Source organism: Lysobacter avium (assembly GCF_015209745.1).
Classification (GTDB): domain Bacteria; phylum Pseudomonadota; class Gammaproteobacteria; order Xanthomonadales; family Xanthomonadaceae; genus Novilysobacter; species Novilysobacter avium.
In genome coordinates, this window is record NZ_CP063657.1 from 1,661,628 (window position 1) to 1,679,612 (window position 17,985).

The 17,985-nt window shown below is 67.6% G+C and carries 12 protein-coding genes; 3 read left to right on the top strand and 9 right to left on the bottom strand.

What is annotated here, in order from left to right; all coding sequences use genetic code 11:
- Positions 1–47: 47 nt before the first annotated feature.
- From gyrA to INQ42_RS07525, 8 genes are all read right to left on the bottom strand, one after another.
- Positions 48–2,714 carry a DNA gyrase subunit A gene (gene gyrA / locus INQ42_RS07490; protein WP_194033727.1) on the bottom strand — a complete coding sequence of 889 codons (2,667 nt, stop codon included), beginning with the start codon at positions 2,712–2,714 and terminating at the stop codon, positions 48–50.
- Between the two features lie 198 nt (positions 2,715–2,912).
- A complete protein-coding gene (mtnA, locus tag INQ42_RS07495; protein ID WP_194033728.1) occupies positions 2,913–3,971 on the bottom strand; it encodes an S-methyl-5-thioribose-1-phosphate isomerase in 1,059 nt (352 codons plus the stop codon).
- A 33-nt stretch (positions 3,972–4,004) separates the two neighbouring features.
- On the bottom strand, positions 4,005–4,949 hold the full coding sequence (gene epmA / locus INQ42_RS07500) for an EF-P lysine aminoacylase EpmA (RefSeq protein ID WP_248285381.1): 945 nt from the start codon (positions 4,947–4,949) through the stop codon (positions 4,005–4,007).
- A gap of 62 nt (positions 4,950–5,011) precedes the next feature.
- Positions 5,012–7,357, bottom strand: a complete 2,346-nt coding sequence (gene ligA / locus INQ42_RS07505) for an NAD-dependent DNA ligase LigA (RefSeq protein WP_194033730.1) — start codon at positions 7,355–7,357, stop codon at positions 5,012–5,014.
- 9 nt (positions 7,358–7,366) lie between these two features.
- A complete protein-coding gene (zipA, locus tag INQ42_RS07510) occupies positions 7,367–8,116 on the bottom strand; it encodes a cell division protein ZipA (protein WP_194033731.1) in 750 nt (249 codons plus the stop codon).
- 76 nt (positions 8,117–8,192) lie between these two features.
- A complete protein-coding gene (gene smc / locus INQ42_RS07515) occupies positions 8,193–11,696 on the bottom strand; it encodes a chromosome segregation protein SMC (protein WP_194033732.1) in 3,504 nt (1,167 codons plus the stop codon).
- A 121-nt stretch (positions 11,697–11,817) separates the two neighbouring features.
- Complete coding sequence (locus INQ42_RS07520) at positions 11,818–12,108, bottom strand: BolA family protein (RefSeq protein ID WP_228062439.1); 291 nt, start codon at positions 12,106–12,108, stop codon at positions 11,818–11,820.
- The gene (locus INQ42_RS07525) at positions 12,105–12,404 is read right to left on the bottom strand and encodes a YciI family protein (protein WP_194033733.1); all 300 of its coding nucleotides are present in this window, start codon (positions 12,402–12,404) and stop codon (positions 12,105–12,107) included. The genes INQ42_RS07520 and INQ42_RS07525 overlap by 4 nt, the downstream gene beginning before the upstream one ends.
- Positions 12,405–12,857: 453 nt before the next feature.
- Between INQ42_RS07525 and INQ42_RS07530 the strand changes: the two genes are divergently transcribed.
- The 3 genes from INQ42_RS07530 to INQ42_RS07540 are packed head-to-tail and all read left to right on the top strand — an operon-like array spanning position 12,858 to position 16,122.
- Positions 12,858–13,793 carry a segregation and condensation protein A gene (locus INQ42_RS07530; RefSeq protein WP_194033734.1) on the top strand — a complete coding sequence of 312 codons (936 nt, stop codon included), beginning with the start codon at positions 12,858–12,860 and terminating at the stop codon, positions 13,791–13,793.
- A 33-nt stretch (positions 13,794–13,826) separates the two neighbouring features.
- Positions 13,827–14,609, top strand: a complete 783-nt coding sequence (scpB, locus tag INQ42_RS07535; RefSeq protein WP_194033735.1) for an SMC-Scp complex subunit ScpB — start codon at positions 13,827–13,829, stop codon at positions 14,607–14,609.
- Positions 14,602–16,122, top strand: a complete 1,521-nt coding sequence (locus INQ42_RS07540; RefSeq protein WP_194033736.1) for a pseudouridine synthase — start codon at positions 14,602–14,604, stop codon at positions 16,120–16,122. Before scpB ends, INQ42_RS07540 begins: the two co-directional genes overlap by 8 nt.
- A gap of 87 nt (positions 16,123–16,209) precedes the next feature.
- On the opposite strand, the gene INQ42_RS07545 is transcribed toward INQ42_RS07540, so the two are convergent.
- Positions 16,210–17,985 carry a vWA domain-containing protein gene (locus tag INQ42_RS07545; protein ID WP_228064311.1) on the bottom strand — a complete coding sequence of 592 codons (1,776 nt, stop codon included), beginning with the start codon at positions 17,983–17,985 and terminating at the stop codon, positions 16,210–16,212.

Below are 17,985 nucleotides of genomic sequence, written 5' to 3' on the forward strand. Positions count from 1 at the left end.
GGCGGCGTTCTGCTTTACCTGGTCCGGACTCGCACAGTGCGGACTGATCAGCCCGGCGAGTCACCGGAAGGCTCGTCGCCGCCGGCTTCACCGGGCTGGGCCGGGATCACATCCGACACGATCACATCTGGTGCAATCGCTGCCAGTTCCGTGTCGTCGTCCAGCTCATCGTCCAGCGATGCATCCAGGCGCTCCACCGCCTGCAGCGTCTCATCGGCCGCCAGCCGCATCAGGGTCACGCCCTGCGTGTTCCGGCTGACTTGGGAGATCTCCGAGGCGCGGGTGCGCACCAGCGTGCCGCCGTCGGAAATCAGCAGCACCTCGTGGCTCTCGCTGAGCTGGATCGCGCCGACCAGCTGGCCGTTGCGGTCGCTGGTCTTCAGCGCGATCACACCCTGCGTGCCTCGTCCCTTGCAGGGGTATTCATCAAGCGGCGTGCGCTTGCCGAAACCACGCTCGCTGGCGGTGAGGATGTCGCCGTCACCATCGACCACGATCAGGCTGACGACCTTGCCGCCCGCGCCCAGACGCATGCCGCGTACGCCCCGGGCCGTACGACCCATGGAGCGCACCGTCTCGCCGGAGAACCGGACTGCCTTGCCTTCGCTGGAGAACAGCATGATGTCCGAATGCCCGTCGGAGAGCTCGACGCCGATCAGCGCATCGCCGTCATCCAGGTTGATCGCGATCTTGCCGCGCTGCAGGCGGTAGGCGTACTCGCTCAGCGGCGTCTTCTTGACCACTCCGTTGCGGGTCGCGAAGAAGACGTGCCGGTCGCCGTCGTAGTCGCGCACCGGCACCACGGCTTGGACCTGCTCGTCCGCTTCCAGCGGAATCCAGTTGATGATCGGACGGCCACGCGCGTTCGGACCAGCGTCCGGCAACTGGTACACCGGCAACCAGAACACCCGGCCGGCGCTGGTGAAGGTCAGCAGCGTGTCGTGGGTATTGACCAGCCACAGGCTGTCGATGAAGTCCTCGTCCTTGGTGGTGGCCGCATTGCGGCCGCGGCCACCGCGTTTCTGTGCGCGGTAGCTGCTGACCGGCTGGCGCTTGGCATAACCGGAATGGGACAGGGTCACGACCACGTCTTCGGGCGCAATCAGGTCCAGGATGTCGAGGTCTTCCTCGCTCTCGCGGATCTCGCTGCGGCGTTCGTCGCCGAACTCCACCTTGACGTTCTCCAGCTCCTCGCGGATCACGCTCAGCAGCACGTTCGGATCCTCGAGGATCTCGATCAGGCCGCGGATCGTGTCCAGCAGCAGCTTGTATTCCTCGGTCAGCTTTTCCTGCTCCAGCCCGGTCAGGCGGTGCAGGCGCATCTCCAGGATCTGCTGGGCCTGGATCTCGGTCAGCTGGTAGAACTTGCTGTCGTTGGCGCCGGTGACCAGGCCCACGCCGCGCGGCAGGTCCTCCGGCTGCGAGGCCTCTGCGCCGGCCGCCGACAGCAGCGCACCGACCAGCCCGGGCTCCCAAGTCTTGGCCAGCATGCGCTCGCGCGCCTCGTTGGGATTGGCCGAGGTCTTGATCAGCTCGATCATCTCGTCGATGTTGGCCAGCGCGACGGTCAGCCCTTCCAGGACGTGGGCACGTGCACGCGCCTTGCGCAGGTCGAAGATGGTGCGGCGGGTGACCACCTCGCGGCGGTGGCGGACGAAGGCCTGCAGGATCTGCTTGAGGTTCAGCAACTGCGGGCGGCCATCGACCAGCGCGACCATGTTGAAGCTGAAGGACGACTCCATCTGGGTCTGCTGGTAGAGATTGTTCAGCACCACGTCGGCCGAATCGCCGCGCTTGACCTCGATGTAGATGCGCATGCCGTCCTTGTCGGACTCGTCGCGCAGTTCGCTGATGCCTTCCAGGCGCTTTTCCTTGACCAGCTCGGCGATCTTCTCGATCAGCTTCGCCTTGTTGACCTGGTAGGGGATCTCGCTGACCGCGATCGCCTCGCGGCCGTTGTCGGCCACCTCGATCTCGGCGCGCGCGCGCATGCGCACCCGGCCGCGGCCGGTGTGGTACGCGTTGATGATGCCCGAGGTGCCGTTGATGATGCCGGCGGTCGGGAAGTCCGGCCCGGGCACGTGCACCATCAGGCCGTCGACGTCGATGTCCGGGTCGTCAATCAGCGCGATCGTCGCGTCGATGATCTCGCCCAGGTTGTGCGGCGGAATGTTGGTCGCCATGCCGACGGCGATACCGGCCGAACCGTTGATCAGGAGGTTCGGGATGCGCGTGGGCATCACCGTGGGCTCGAACTCCTTCTCATCGTAGTTGGGCTGGAAGTCGACAGTTTCCTTCTCGATGTCCGCCATCAACTCGTGGGTGATCTTGGCCATTCGCGCTTCGGTGTAACGCATCGCGGCCGCGGAATCGCCATCGACCGAGCCGAAGTTGCCCTGCCCGTCCACCAGCATGTAGCGCAGCGAGAACGGCTGCGCCATGCGCACCAGCGTGTCGTACACCGACTGGTCGCCATGCGGGTGGTATTTACCGATCACGTCACCGACGATTCGCGCCGACTTGAAGTACGGCTTGTTGGAATGGGCTCCCAACACGCTCATGGCGTACAGCACGCGCCGGTGCACGGGCTTGAGCCCGTCGCGGACGTCGGGAAGCGCGCGGCCGACGATCACGCTCATGGCGTAATCGAGGTAGCTGCGACGCATCTCGTCTTCGAGGTTTACCGGGATGATTTCCTTGGCAAGATCGGCCATCAGGTTTCCGTATTTGAGCTGAGGTGGTTTACCGCGGTGCGGGTGAGCAAGCGCCCGCGGAAAAACTGGACCAGACCGGCACTGCAGCAGGCCGGCACAAGAGAGAATCCGATCCGCGGCAATACCGGGGAAAAAGACAGCGAATTATAGCACGAATGGCGGCCTCATGCCTCGCTGTTTTTCCAGAGAAACAAGGACTTACGCGCCAAAAGCGGCCTGCATGGCGGTGGCATCCGGCTGCGTGATCACGCCCCGCTCGGTCACGATGGCGTCGATCAATCCGTGCGGGGTGATATCGAAGACGGGATTCCAGGCAGCGATCCCTTCCGCTGCGGTGGCCACCCCGCCCAGATGGAAGAGCTCGGCGGCATCGCGCTCTTCGATATGTATCCCGTCGCCGTCCGGCATCGCCATGTCCACGGTTGAGGAAGGCGCGGCGACCATGAAGTTCACGCCGTGGTGGCGGGCGGCGATGGCCAGCTGGTAGGTGCCGATCTTGTTGGCGGTATCACCGTTGGCGCAGATGCGGTCGGCGCCGACGATGACCCATTGCACCTGGCCGGTTTTCATCAGGTGCGCGGCCGCCGAATCAGCCACCAGTATCGGCGCGATCCCGTCCTGCTGCAGTTCCCAGGCCGTGAGTCGCGCTCCCTGCAGCCATGGCCGCGTTTCACCGGCAAACACCTGCGATATGCGTTGCTGGGCGACGCCGGCACGGATCACGCCCAGCGCGGTGCCGAAGCCTGCGGTCGCGAGCGAGCCGGTGTTGCAGTGGGTCAGCACGCCGCTGCCTGGGGCGATCAATGCCGCGCCCAGCGACCCCATATGACGGTTGGCGGCCAGGTCCTCATCGGCAATGGCGCCTGCTTCGCGTTCCAGCACCTCGCGCCAGTCACGGCCGGCGGACGCGAGCACACGTCGCATGCGTGCCAGCGCCCAGGCCAGGTTCACGGCCGTCGGGCGGGCATCGTTCAGATGGGCGATGGCCGGCTCCAGCGCGAGCACCGCGGCCGCACCGTCCTCCGCCTTGATTTCGCGCGCGGCCAGAACGAGTCCCCATGCAGCGGCGATGCCAATCGCCGGCGCGCCGCGCACGGTCAGCGCGCGGATCGCGTCGAACACGTCTTCACTGGTCTCGCAGCGGACGTACTCGACGTGGAAAGGCAAGCGGCGCTGGTCGAGCAATTCGAGCGCGTCGCCGGTCCAGCGGATCGGACGAACGCGGTCGTAACGGTCGAAGTCGAAGGTGTCGTTCATGGCGGCAGGGTCCACGGGTCGCGCGAAACGGGATCAGGCGCGGAAAAAGTCGAAGGCGATCACATCGGCGATGCGGTCGGTGCGCAGCATCGCCATCATGAGCCGATCCACACCGAGGGCGACGCCGGCGCAGTCGGGCAATCCGGCTTCCAGTGCGGCAAGAAAACGCGGGTCGGTCGGCGGGATCCGGTCGGCGCGCGTCTGGCGGATGCGGCCGTCGCGCTGGAAGCGGGCGCCCTGCTCGGCTGCATCGGTCAGCTCGTGGTAGCCGTTGGCCAGTTCCAGCGGGCCCAGGTAGAGCTCGAAGCGCTCCGCCACCGGCGGTGAGCCGTCGCCATCATCGCGCAGCCGCGCCAGCGCGCATTGGGTGGCCGGGTAGTCGTGCACGGCCAGCATGGTCTCGTCGCTGAAGCCGGGCTGCAGTCGGTGGGTCATCAGCAGGTCCAGCCAGTCATCCCGCACCAGGCCGGTGGGGTCCAGGACCACGTCTCCCAAGGCCTTGCGTAGCACTTCCTCACTGGCGGTCAGCGGGTCGAGGCCCAGCCGGTCGTGGTAGAGGTCGCGGTAGCGCACCTGCACCAGCGGCACCTGGCGACCGACCAGATCCAGGCCCAGGTTGATGACCTCGGCAGTTTCCTGCGCCAGCCGGCGATGGTCCCAACCCACGCGGTACCACTCCAGCATCGTGAATTCGGGATTGTGGCGCGCGCCGGCCTCGCCGTTGCGGAACACCCGACCCAGCTCGTAGCAATCGCCAAAGCCCGCCGCGAGCAGGCGCTTGAGCGGGTATTCGGGCGAGGTGCGCAGCCAGCGGGTACGGGGTCCGCCGTCGCTGCGGCCGCTGAAATCGCTGGTGAAGGAGTCGATGTTCGGCTCGGTGTTTCCGGCCACTGACATCACCGGGGTTTCCACCTCGACCACGTCGCGCTCGGCGAAGAATCCGCGGATCCGCGCGTTGAGTGCCGCCCGCAACTTCAACGCGGAAAACCGCGCTTGCGGCCTCCAGTCTGTGGCCGGATCGCCAGCGGAATGCGGGACGTTCACTCGTGCTTGCCGAGGAAGGCCAGCAGCTTCGCCTCGTCCCAGATCTCGATGCCGAGTTCCTCGGCCTTGGCGAGCTTGGACCCGGCCGCCTCGCCGGCGACCACGAACCCGGTCTTCTTCGACACGCTGCCGGCCGACTTCGCGCCCAGCACTTCCAGGCGCGCTTTCGCCTCGTCGCGCGTCATCGCGGCCAAGGTCCCGGTGAGCACGACGGTGCGACCTTCCAGCGGGCCGGCGGTGCTTTCATCCACCTCCGGGATCAGCTTCTCCAGCGCAGCGATCGCTTCCCCGCACCGCGCCAGCAGGCTGGCATTTTCCGCGTCCGTCAGCCAGGTCTCCAGCGCCGAGGCGGTGTCATTGGGCAGGCCGGCGGTGATGAAGCGGTGCACGGGCGCGTCCAGCAGCGCGGACGCCTCGGCAAAGACGCCCGCCAGCTGCTCGGCGCGCAGGCGGGTGAGTTTCGGGATCTCCAGGTCCACCAGCAAGTCGGCCAGCCCGAGTGCGCCCCGCAATTGCGCGGACGGTGGCCGGGCGTCAGTAATTTCGACGCCGCCAGCCAGCAGCTCGTCGATCACCTTCTGGTTTCCCGGCTGGTCGAAGAACTGTCCGATCGAATGGGCCACCTCCGAGCCGATGTCGGGCACCCGCTTGAACAGCGGCCACGGCAGCCTCCGGATCACCGCCAGATCGCCAAACCACTCCGCCAGCGCCTTGGCGGTGCTCTCGCCGACGTGCTGGATGCCCAGACCGAACAGGCAACGCGCCAGGGTCGTCCTGCGGCTGCTCTGGATGGCCTCGATCAGGTTCTCCGCCCAGCGGGTCGCCACCTTGCCCGCCTTGACGGTGTCCGGCGTCGTGCCGTCGCGCTCGTCGCCGCGGCGCTTCATCTCCAGCAGGTCGTCCAGGGACAGCGTGTACAGGTCGGCTACCGAGGTGACATAACCAAAATCGACCATGTCCTCGACGTAGCGCTCGCCCAGCCCGTCAATGTCCATGGCCCGGCGTGAGGCGAAATGCTCGATCGCCTCCTTGCGCTGGGCCGGGCAGACCAGTTCGCCCGAGCAGCGCCAGACCACCCCGCCCTCCTCGCGCACGAGGTCAGAGCCGCACACCGGGCACACCGTCGGCATCTGCCAAGGCTGCGCATCCGGCGCGCGCATGCCCGGCACCACGCGCACGATCTCGGGAATCACGTCGCCGGCGCGACGCACGATCACCGTGTCGCCGACGCGAACGTCCAGCCGGGCAACCTGGTCGGCATTGTGCAGGGTCGCCCGGCTGACCTCGACCCCGCCGACCTGCACCGGGGTGAGCCGGGCCAGCGGCGTCGCCGCACCGGTGCGACCGATGTTGACCTCGATGGCCTCCAGTACCGTGGACTGCTCTTGGGCCGGGAACTTGTGCGCCAGCGCCCAGCGCGGGGCGCGCGAGACAAAACCCAGTTCCAGCTGGCCGGCGTAGTCGTCCAGCTTGTAGACCACGCCGTCGATGTCGAAGGCCAGGCGGTCGCGCCGCTCGCCGATATCGCGGTAGTACGCCAGAAGGCCGGCCAGGCCGGTGGCGACGCGGCTCTCCGCGCTGACCGGGAACCCCCAGTCGCGCAGTTGCCGCAGCGTCGCCGAGTGCGTCGGCGGCAGCTCGGCGCCTTCCACTAGGCCGACCGCGTAGGCGTAGAACGCCAGCGGCCGGCGCGCGGTGATGCGCGGGTCCAGCTGTCGCAGGGACCCGGCGGCGCCGTTGCGCGGGTTGGCCAGCGGCTTGCCACCCTCGGCGCGCATGCGCTCGTTGTAGCGATGGAAGCCCGCCAGCGGCATGTAGACCTCACCACGGACCTCCAGCACCGCCGGCCAATCCGTCCCCCGCAGTGCCAGCGGGATCGCCTTGACCGTGCGCAGGTTGGCAGTGACGTCCTCACCGGTGGCGCCATCGCCGCGGGTCGCGCCCTGGACGAAGCGGCCATCCTCATAGCGCAGGCTGATGGCCAGGCCGTCCAGCTTGGGCTCCACCGAAAACACCGGGTCGCTGCGCTCAAGCCGGTGCTCGATGCGCTGGACGAAATCGGCCACCTCGTCGTCGCTGAAGGCGTTGCCCAACGAGAGCATGGGAATGGCGTGGGTGACGCTGGCGAAGGCACCCGACGGCGGCGCACCGACGCGCTGGGTCGGGGAATCCGCGCCGGCCAGTTCGGGATGGGCCGCCTCCAGGCCCTCCAGCTCACGCAGCAGGCGGTCGTACTCGGCGTCCGGAATCGCCGCATCGTCGAGGACGTAATAGCGGTAGCTGGCGTCGTCGAGCTGGCGGCACAGCTCGGCCACGCGGGCGGCGGGATCGGGCGCGGACATCGGAACCTTCTACCAGCGGCTGGGCTTGCTCAGCGGCGGTGCTTCGCGCTCGCGGTCGTAGGCGCGCAGCTCGTCGCGGATGTGGCCGATGCGCTGGCGACCCAGGTTGTTGCGCTGCTCATCCAGCAGCAGGCCACCGAGCAGTTCGGCCATCCGCTCCGCGGTCGGCAGCATGGCCTCCCACGCGTCCAGGGCGGCGACGGGCGCCGGCAGGGTCAGGAAGAAGGCGATCGCGGGGGTTTCCAGCTCCTGGATGGTGCCCATCTCGAAGTTGCCCGGCTTGACGATGTTGGCCACGCTGAACACCGGGCCGCGCTCTGGCTGCTGCTCGATCAGGCGGTGGTACACGCCCATGTGGCCGTAGACCAGGCCGGCTTTTTCCGCCGCCACGACGATGTCCGGGCCGTGCAGCTTCTCGCCGGCGCGGGCGGCCAGATAGACCGTCACGATCTTGTCGAACTCGTCGCTGACCCGCTTGCCGAGCTCGGTCCCCGCGGTGCCGTCGAGACTGCGTTCAAACAGGTCCAGCTCCGCCTGAGCGGTCGGATCCTCGCGAGCGGCAGCGGTCGTATCGGCTGCGACCTCGTCCTCAAGCTGCTCGCCCAGCGTCGGCTCACGCCTTGACCCGCTGCCGTCGGCGGCGCGCGCAACCCGCCGGCCCTGGCCGGGCTTGCGCGGCCGGCCAAAAAACAGGATCGCGCCGACCACAAACAGCCCGGCGATCAGGATTCCGATCCGCAACAGGGTTTCGTCCGACATCAGCTTTGGTACTCCGGTTTATTGCATGGGTGGGCGCCGGGAACGCCGTCGTGGCACGACGGTCCGACGCCCGCGATCAGGCGGCCCCCACCAGGCGGGTCGCCTCGGTGAGGTCAACGCTTACCAGCCGGCTGACACCGGGCTCGCGCATCGTGACGCCGGCCAGTTGCTGCGCGGCTTCCATCGTCGCCTTGTTGTGGCTCACAAACAGGAACTGTACCTGTTCACTCATCTCGCTGACCATGGCCGCGAGCCGGCCGACATTGGCTTCGTCCAGCGGCGCGTCGACCTCGTCGAGCAGGCAGAACGGCGCCGGATTGAGCTGGAAGATGGCGAACACCAGCGCGACCGCGGTCATCGCCTTCTCGCCGCCCGACAGCAGCGAGATGTTGGATACGCGCTTGCCCGGCGGGCGGGCCATGATCGCCACGCCGGTGTCGAGCAGATCGTCGCCGGTGAGCTCCAGATACGCGTGGCCGCCGCCGAACAGGCGCGGATACAAAGCTTGCACGCCAGCATTGACGCGGTCGAAGGTCTCCTTGAAGCGGCCGCGGGTTTCGCGGTCGATCTTGCGGATCGCGTCTTCCAGGGTTTCCAGCGCGGTGCACAGGTCGGCGTCCTGCGCGTCGAGGTACTCCTTGCGCTGGCTGGCTTCCGCGTGTTCGGCGATGGCTGCCAGGTTGACCGGTTCGAGCCGGCGCAATCTGGCGTCCAGCTCCTGCACGGTGCGTTCCCACGCCGCCGGCTCCATCTCGTCGGTCAGGGTGTTGACCACGTCGTCGAGCACGAAGCCCGCCTCGGTGATGGCCTCCACCAGCGACTCGGCCTTCAGCACCAAGGCCTGCTGCTCGAGCCGGCGCTGACCGATGCCTTCGCGCTGGGCGAGCGCCTGCTCGTCGCGTTGCTGGCGGACCTGCTCGAAGCGGCGAAGCTCCTGGTCGATCCCGTCCAGTGCGCTGCGGGCGGCGCTGAGGACCTCGCCCGCCTGCACCCGCCGCTCCAGCGCGGCCTGGCGCTGCTGCTCCAGCTCATCCACCGGGCTGGCCCCGTCGGTGAGCTGGCTGGAAATCTCCACCAGGCGGTTGTCCAGCTGGCCGCGCTGGCCGCTCATTCGCTGCAGGGCCTGGGTAAGCGAGGCGATCTGGGCGCGGTGAGATTCCAGGGTCAATGCCAGTGCATGCGCGGCGTCGCGGGATTCGCGGGCCATGTTGCGGGCCTGGTCGCGCGCCTCGCCGAGGCGGCGGCGATCACTGTCCAGCGCCAGGCGGGCGTCTTCCAGCTCGGTCATGCGCATGACCGCCTCTTCCTGGCGGGTGCGGGCCTCGCGCGCCTGCCCGGTGAGCAGTTGCGCGGATTCGGTCAGTTGGGCGAGCTCGGCATCGATGCGCTCGATCCGGCTTCGTGCCGAGTCCAGCCGCCCCTGCTGGCTGTGCAGCCGGCCGGCCAGCTCCGCGACGCTGCGGTGGGCGACGTGGAGCGCGCGCTGCGCTTCCTCGCGCTGCTGCTCGGCGGCCAGATTCTGTTCGCGCAGCCGGGTCAGGCTGCCTTCGAGTTCGTGCTCGCGCTCCTGCAGCGTCTCGATCTGGCTGCGCAGCGACTGGATCTCCTTCTCGCGCAACAGCGCGCCCTGCTTGACCGCGCCCGAGCGCAGCACGCGCACCCAGCCGTTGCCCAGGCGCTCGCCCTTGCGGGTGATCACGGAATCGCCATCGGCCAGCGCCGGCAGCAGGGCGAGCGCGGCGGACAGGTCGTCGGCCGCGTGCAGCGGCACCAGCAGGCGTCGCACGGCGGCGGGACCCTGCACCTTGCCGGCCAGCGAGGTGGGGGCGCAGTCGACCGGCGCCTCGGCCGAGGCCACCAGCGCCAGCCGGCCGTGGTCCAGCTCGCCGATCGCGTCCACCAGCGCTTCAGGCGAGTCCACCAGGGCGCCTTCGATGATCTGGCCCAGCGCGGTCTCGACGGCGTCTTCCCAGCCCTCCTCCACCACCAGCGCCTCGCCGACGCGGACCGCGGAGTCCAGGCCGCGCGCCTTCAGCCATCCCAGCGCGGCGCCGTCTTCCTGCCCCAATGCGGCGTTCTGCAGCGTCTCCAGCGAGGACAAGCGGCCGCGCGCGCCCTGCGCCTGCTTGCGCACGTCCGCCAATGCCGACTGCGCTTCGCGCTGTTGCTCTTGCAGGGTATCGACACCGCTTTTGCGCAGCTCCAGCACGTCGCCAAGACTGTCCAGCGAGACCTTGTGGGTCTCGTGCTGTTCTTCCAGCTCGGCGAAGGCCTCGGCCAGCGTGGTCAGGTCCAGTCCCTCGCGCTCGGACTGCAGGGCCTGCCGGCGACGCTCGGCGTCCATCGCCTGCCGCTCCAGATGCTCGATCCGGGTGCGCTCGACCTCCGCCGAGCGGGTCGCCTCGGATTGCGCGCGACTGTGGTCGTCCCAGCGCTGCTGCCACGATGACAGCGCCGCCTCGGCCGCGCGCAGCGCTTCCTGGCGATCCAGATCCTGCTCGCGCAATTCCTCCAGGCGGGGCTCGTCCACTTCCAGCGCCGCGCTCAGCACCTCCAGCCGTGACTGGTCGTTGCCGATGTGCTCGGCGACCTCGGCCAGCTGGTGGCGGGCCTCGTCGCGGGCCTTCAGCAGGCGCTCGGCCATCTCGCGCTGGTGCTGGATCTGCTGCTCGATGCGCGCGAGCGCGCCGCCGACCTCGTAACTGTCGGCCTGCGCCTTGTTCAGCGCCTCGGCGGCTTCCTCGCGGCGTACGCGGCCGGTCTCGATCTCGCGCTCGGCCTCGCGCTGCTCGGCGATCAATTGCTGCAGGCGGGTCTCCTGCTGCGCCAGCTTTTCGCGCTGGCCGGTCAGCTTGCGATCCAGCGCACGGTGCTCCAGCGCCTTCCATTCCGCGTCGCGGATCCGGCGATCTTCCTGGATGGCCTGGTACTGCTCGGCCTGCCGCGCCTGGCGGTTCAGGTGGCCGAGCTGCTTGCCGACCTCGTCGCGCAGGTCGCTGAGCCGGTCGAGGTTCTCGCGGGTATGGCGGATGCGGGTCTCGGTCTCCCTGCGGCGCTCCTTGTACTTGGAGATGCCGGCCGCCTCTTCCAGATAGACCCGCAGGTCCTCCGGCCGCGCCTCGATGATCTGGCTGATCATCCCCTGCTCGATGATCGAGTAGCTGCGCGGTCCCAGGCCGGTCCCCAGGAACAGGTCGGTGATGTCCCGGCGACGGCATTTGGCGCCGTTGAGGTAGTACTGGCTGGCGCCGTCGCGACTGACCAGGCGCTTGACGGAAATCTCGTCGAACGCGCCGTACTCGCCGGTAATCGTGTGGTCGGAGTTGTCGAACACCAGCTCGACGGTGGCCTGGGAGACCGGCTTGCGCGTGGACGATCCGGCAAAGATCACGTCGGTCAGCGAGTCGCCGCGCAGGCGGCTGGCCGAACTCTCGCCCATCACCCAGCGCACCGCGTCGATGATGTTCGACTTGCCACAGCCGTTCGGCCCCACGACCGCGGTCATGTTGGTCGGCAGATGCAGGGTGGTGGGATCGACGAAGGACTTGAAGCCCGACAGCTTGATCGTTGACAGACGCATGCGTCGCGGGAGCCTCATTGCGCGCCGCATGCGGCGCTGCGGTGGATGTCAGGAAGCCGGCAAACCAGCAGCCGCCCGCGAGTATAGCGGTCGCTGGACGGTGCCCGCAGGGCCGGCCGGGCTAGCCCGCTTCGTCCGGCGCACGGGCGACAATCGACAGCGCGTGGATGTCGGTTTCCATCATCGCGCCGACGGCCTCGTACACGCGCCGGTGCCGCGCCAGCGGAGCGAGCCCGCGGAACGCGTCGCTGACGACCTCGACATTGAAGTGGCCACGGCCGTCGCGGGCGCCGGCATGGCCGGCATGGCGGGCGCTGTCATCCTCGACGGACAGGGAGACCGGCGCCAACGCAGCTTCGATGGCCGCGCGGATCGCCGGCACGCGTTGCCCGCGCGGCAGGCCGCCGGTCACGGCAGTACCCGGCGGAATGGCCGGACCTCGGTGCGCTCGTACACTCCCGCGTCGACGTAAGGGTCGGCATCGGCCCACTCGCGCGCAGCTTCGAGGGACTCGAATTCGGCCACCACCAGGCTGCCACTGAAGCCGGCCGGGCCCGGGTCCTCTGCGTCAATCGACGGGCATGGGCCGGCCAGCAGCAACCGGCCGGCGTCGCGCAATGCCTCCAGCCTGGCCAGGTGCGCCGGCCGCGCCTTGCCGCGCAATGCCAGCACGTCCTCGCCGTCGTATCCCTCGATCACGTAGAGCATGGTTTCATTTCCAGCCGACAAGCCAATCAACGATTGTAGGCCAACCCTTGCACGCGCCCCGCGCTCCCCACGTCCTTTCGGCGCAACGCTGGACAGCGCCCGGTGCAGCCCGTAACCTGTTCGGAACCTGAGTTGGATAAAGACGTCGCGTCCCTTACGGCCCTGCCGCCGTAACGATCTTCGCGATGCCATGGCCGCGTCTGTCACAGCGGTGTTCATCCCAGATCGATTCATCTGTCAGCAAGTCCGCTTTTTACTGCTGCATGTCCAACATCGCATGATCATCGTCGCAACCCGACGATGGCTGGACCGTATTCCTGCCACCGCCAGGCAGTAGTCCGGTCCTGCCCCGTCCGCTGAGGCCTTCCGTGTCCAGCGCGCCCATGATCGAGCCGTGATGTTTCGACGCAACCGCAACAACGCAGCGCCACGGCCCGGAGGGGCCGGCACCGCATGACAAACGTTTCCGCGCCCGTCGCGACCGATGACAACCAGCAAACACCGCTACCGGACGGGGAGATCCAGGCACGGGTGTCGCCGCGACAGCAGGAAATGCCACTGGCGATGGTGCACGGGCAACCGGTGCTGCAGATTCCGCAGGACCTCTATATTCCGCCCGATGCTCTGGAAATCATCCTGGATGCATTCGAAGGCCCGCTGGACCTGCTGCTCTACCTGATCCGCCGGCAGAATCTGGAAATCCTCGACATCCCGGTCGCGGAGATAACCCGCCAGTACGTTGATTACATCCAGGCCATGCACCACCTGCGCTTCGAACTGGCAGCCGAATACCTGGTGATGGCCGCGATCCTGGCCGAGATCAAGTCGCGGATGCTGCTGCCGCGGGCGGTGTCGGAAGAGGACGACGAGGAGGATCCGCGGGCGGAGCTGGTGCGTCGATTGCAGGAGTACGAACGCTTCAAGAAGGCCGCGCAGGATATCGATGGGCTGCCCCGACAGGATCGCGATACCGTTCCCGCCCAGGCGTTTGTACCGGATCGCGCAGCCGTGCGTTTGCCGCCCGAGGTCGATCTGCGCGAGATGCTGCTGGCGCTGCATGATGTGTTCAAGCGTGCCGAGCTGTATACCCAGCACGCGATCAAGCGCGATGCCCTCAGTGTCCGCCAGCGCATGGGCGAACTGCTGGCCCGGCTCGATGACGGCGAGTTCCACCGCTTCGAGTCCCTGTTCGAGGCCAGCGAAGGGCGGATTGGGGTGGTGGTGAGCTTCCTGGGCATCCTCACCCTGGCCAAGGAACAACTGGTGGACATCGTGCAGGAGGCGCCGCTGGCACCGATCTACATCAAGTCACTGGCCATTGGCACCGCGCCCGAAGAGATCCAGCTCAGCAGCGAATTCGACGACGCTGCCAACGACGACGCGCCCTGAGCGCACCGCACCAACCACACAACGACACGCTGCATGGACCAGACCCTGACCAAACGCATCATCGAAGCCATCCTGCTGGCCGCCCACCAGCCGGTGAGCGCTGCCCAACTGGGCGATTTGCTCGCCGGCGACGACGAGCAGCCGATGGCGGCCGGCGACGTTGCGCGGGCGCTGCAGGCCCTGCAGGATGACTGCGAAGGACGCGGCGTCGAACTGGTGGAGCTGGCATCGGGATACCGCTACCAGGTCCGCGCCGACGTGCATCCCTTCGTCGCCCGGCTGTGGACCGAACGCCAGACGCGCTACACCCGCGCCACCCTGGAAACGCTGGCGCTCATTGCCTACCGCCAGCCGATCACCCGCGGCGAGATCGAGCAGGTACGCGGCGTGTCGGTCAGCAGCAACATCATCCGTTCGCTGGAGGAGCGCGAGTGGATCCGCGTGGTCGGGCACCGCGATGTGCCGGGCAAGCCCGCGCTGCTGGGCACGACCCGCACGTTCCTCGACTATTTCGGCCTGAAACGCCTGGATGAACTGCCGCCATTGGCGGAACTGGGGGAAATCGGCGAGCTGGAACCGCAACTGCAGTTCGAGCCTCGCGATGCCCCTGAGACACCCGGATCCATCGCTGCCGGTGGCATTGCCACCGACCCGGTGCTGGACCAGAACGATGCCGACGCCGTCGACGTTCCCGCACGGGAACAGCCGGCCGACGATTCCAACACCGCGGACGACGCCATCGAGACGATGGAACGCCACGGATCACTCGAAGATGACGATGCCGAAGAGCCTCGTCGGAGTTACCCAAATGACTGAAGAAACACGCAGCAAGCTTTCCCTCAAGCACGGCAAGGACGACGCCGGCACCGCGACGCCGCGCATGCAGGAACGCCTGCACAAGGTCCTGGCCCAGGCCGGGCTGGGCTCGCGCCGGGCGCTGGAGCAGCGCATCGCCGACGGCCTGGTCAAGGTCAATGGCGAGGTGGCCCAGGTCGGCGTCTCCATTGGCAGCGGGGACAAGGTGGAACTGGATGGCCGGCAATTCGTCGCCAGCGCCCTGACCGAGCCGTCCCGCGTACTCATGTACAACAAGCCCGAGGGCGAGGTCACCACGCGGGAGGATCCCGAGGGTCGCCCGACCATTTTCGACGCCCTGCCCGCCCTTAAAGGCGCGCGCTGGATCGCCGTGGGCCGCCTGGACATCAACACCACCGGCCTGCTGATGCTGACCACCGACGGTGAGTTGGCCAACACCCTGATGCACCCCTCGCACGAAGTGTCGCGGGAGTACGTCTGCCGGGTGCGCGCACCCGAAGGCGAAGACCGCGTGGAGGATGCGGTCGTGGACCGGCTCAAGCGCGGTGTTGCCCTGGAGGACGGCCCGGCCAGGTTCGACGACGTCGAGCGCATCGGCGGAGCGGACTCGCACGACTGGTTCCGGGTGGTGGTCAAGGAAGGCCGTAACCGCGAAGTGCGCCGGTTGTGGGAGTCCCAGGGATGCCAGGTCAGCCGCCTGAAGCGCATCAAGTACGGCTCGGTAGACCTGCCGCGCGAACTGCTCCGCGGCCAGTCGATGGAGATGGCGACGGAGCGGGTGGACGCCCTGCGCAAGGAGCTGGGCCTGGAAGACGGCACGCCGTCCGCGCTGACCCTGCAGCCGGTGATCGGCCAGCGCAAGGCCGCCCGCTCCACCATCAACCTGACCGGTCGGGCGCAGAGCCCGGGCTATGTCGGTGGCCACGTCACCAGCGCTGATGAGGGGCGCGAACTGCGCCGCTTCGACAACGTGCGCGAGGATCGCGGCCGCGGCCGCGGTGCCCCCAAGCGCCACGGCGGGCTGACTGTGAGCGGCGAGGCCGCCGCCAAGCAGTCACAGAGGCCGTACAAACAGCGTGCGCCCAAGGGACAGCAGCCGCTGCCCGACGGCAACCCGGCGGCGTTCCGCACCTGGTACGTGCCCGATGGCGTCAACACCGGCCCCAGCGGGCACCGCAACGCCGACAGCCGTGGACCGAAAAAGCCCTACGGCAACAAGCCGGCCGGGGGTTACAAGGGCCGGGCGTCTGCGGGCGGCCAGGCGCGTGGACCGCGCCCGCCCTACGGGCATCCCGACGGTGCACCCAGCTTTCCGTCGGACCACGCCAACCCGGGCGGCTTCAATCCCTACGGCGACAAGCCGCGCGGACCCGGCGGCAACCGTCCGGCCGGCAAGTCCGGCGCCGGCAAACCGGCCGGTCGTCGCGCCGGTCCCGGTGGCCCGCGACCCGGCGGTCCGCGGGGCGGCGGCCGTCCCGGCAGTGGCCGGGGTGGGTCGCGCAGCGGCAGCTGAGTTGCCGGAACGTTGACAGAAAAAGGCACCCTGACGGGTGCCTTTTTTGTTCCCTGATCGGCCGTCTCTGGAGACGGGTGTCAGCCGTTACGGAGCAGCAGTCACAGTGACTGGCTTGCTCGCAAGAATCCTGTGGGTCTGATTTTGGACATAGCGCAGTTCGTATGTACCGGGGTCGTCTGGCAGAGTCAGTTCCAGCGGGGATCCTCGCGACGTCCGCTGATAGCCCACTTCACTACGGCCCGCCGAGCCAACTTTCGCTATCGAGACGTAGTCATTGGCATAGTCGGGGCCGGTCCAGGAGACCTTGATCCTGGTTCCCGAAACTCCTGAATCCGGGGCGTCCAACGTCGCGCTGACCTTGGTGGTTTCAATGGGTTGGCTGGCGAGAATCTTGTGCGACTGGGACTGGACGTAGCGCACCTCATAAGGACCCGGCTCGGCGGGCATCAGCAGCTTCAGTGGATTCCCTGCCGAAGTGCGCGTGTAGTTCACCTCGGACCTCCCGGCAGAGCCGACCTTCGCTACGGAAATGTAGTCATTCGCATAGTCCGGTCCGGTCCATGCAACGCGCAGGGTCGAACCCGCCGGTGCCTTCGCGGGAACCTCCACGCTGGCGCCAACCTCAGTTACGTCAATGCTCTCGCGCGTGAGCACGTCATGGTTCTTGGCACTCACATAGCGAACCTCGTATGTGCCGGCAGTAGGCGGCATCAACAACTGCAGCGGGTTGCCGTCTTTGGTACGGGTGTAGTTGGCATGTTTGCTGTTGCCCGCATCGGCGGGGCCGACGGAAATGTAGTCATTACCCTCGCCCGGCCCCGTCCAGATGACGCGGACCTTCGAACCCGCGGCGGCGGTAGCAGGCACCTTCAGCGTGGCCTTGAGCTCGACCACGAGGGGCAAGCTAAGGCTTGCACGGTCACCCGTGAGTTTGATCTCGCCCTCTGCGGTCGCACCATCCGATCCGCGGACAACCGATACGTCATGCACGCCGCGCGGAAGTTCTACCTCGAGCTTGCCGGTTGCGTCGGACTCATGCAGAACCTCACCGGTCGCACCATGGCGAACGGTCCACACCAGATCCTGCCTGATCACCGGCCCACCTTGCTGGTCGGTCGCCTCCAGACTTGCCTTGCCAGTCGGTATTGCCGCGGGCTCGGGGGCGGGCGCAGGCTCGGCTTTTGCCGGCGCGGGTTCCGCCGTTTTTGACTTCTTGGATGGCGCGACACTGATTTGCGCCAAGGCGTCCTTCAACTCCTTGGCGTCATCGGCGACGAAGAAACGGCCTCCGGTCGCATCGGCCATGCACTTCAGCTCGCCCTTCGCCCCGGCCTCTTCTTCGCCCAAGCCAAAGCCCACCGTATGCACGGTCAGACCAATGCCCATCGTCGCCAGCTTTTCGGCGGCCGCACACGGATCTGCGTTACAGGTTTCCTGACCGTCAGACACCAGAATGACGGTGGCTTCGTTCTCGGTGAATTTCAGGGCCTCGGCGGCCTGCTGCACCGCAGCGGTCATCGGCGTTTTGCCGACGGGGTTCATGCCAGCGATGGCCTTGGCGATGGCGGCGCGGTCGCCACCGACCGGCACTAGCGTCTGGATGTCCTTGCAGTCGCCCTTGCGGCGATGGCCGTAGGCAACGAGACCAAGCCTGCGCTCGGGCGGCAGGTCGTCCAGCAATTCCTTCACCACGTCGCGCGCGATGGTGATCTTGGGCACTCCGTCTATCTGGCCCCACATGGATCCGGACGCGTCGAACACCAGGATCGTGTCGCCAGCAGCGGACGTGTCCTGGGCGAGTGCGGGCAAGCTCAGGCCGGTCAGCCCGAGCAGCAGTCCCATTGCGATAGGTCGAAGCAT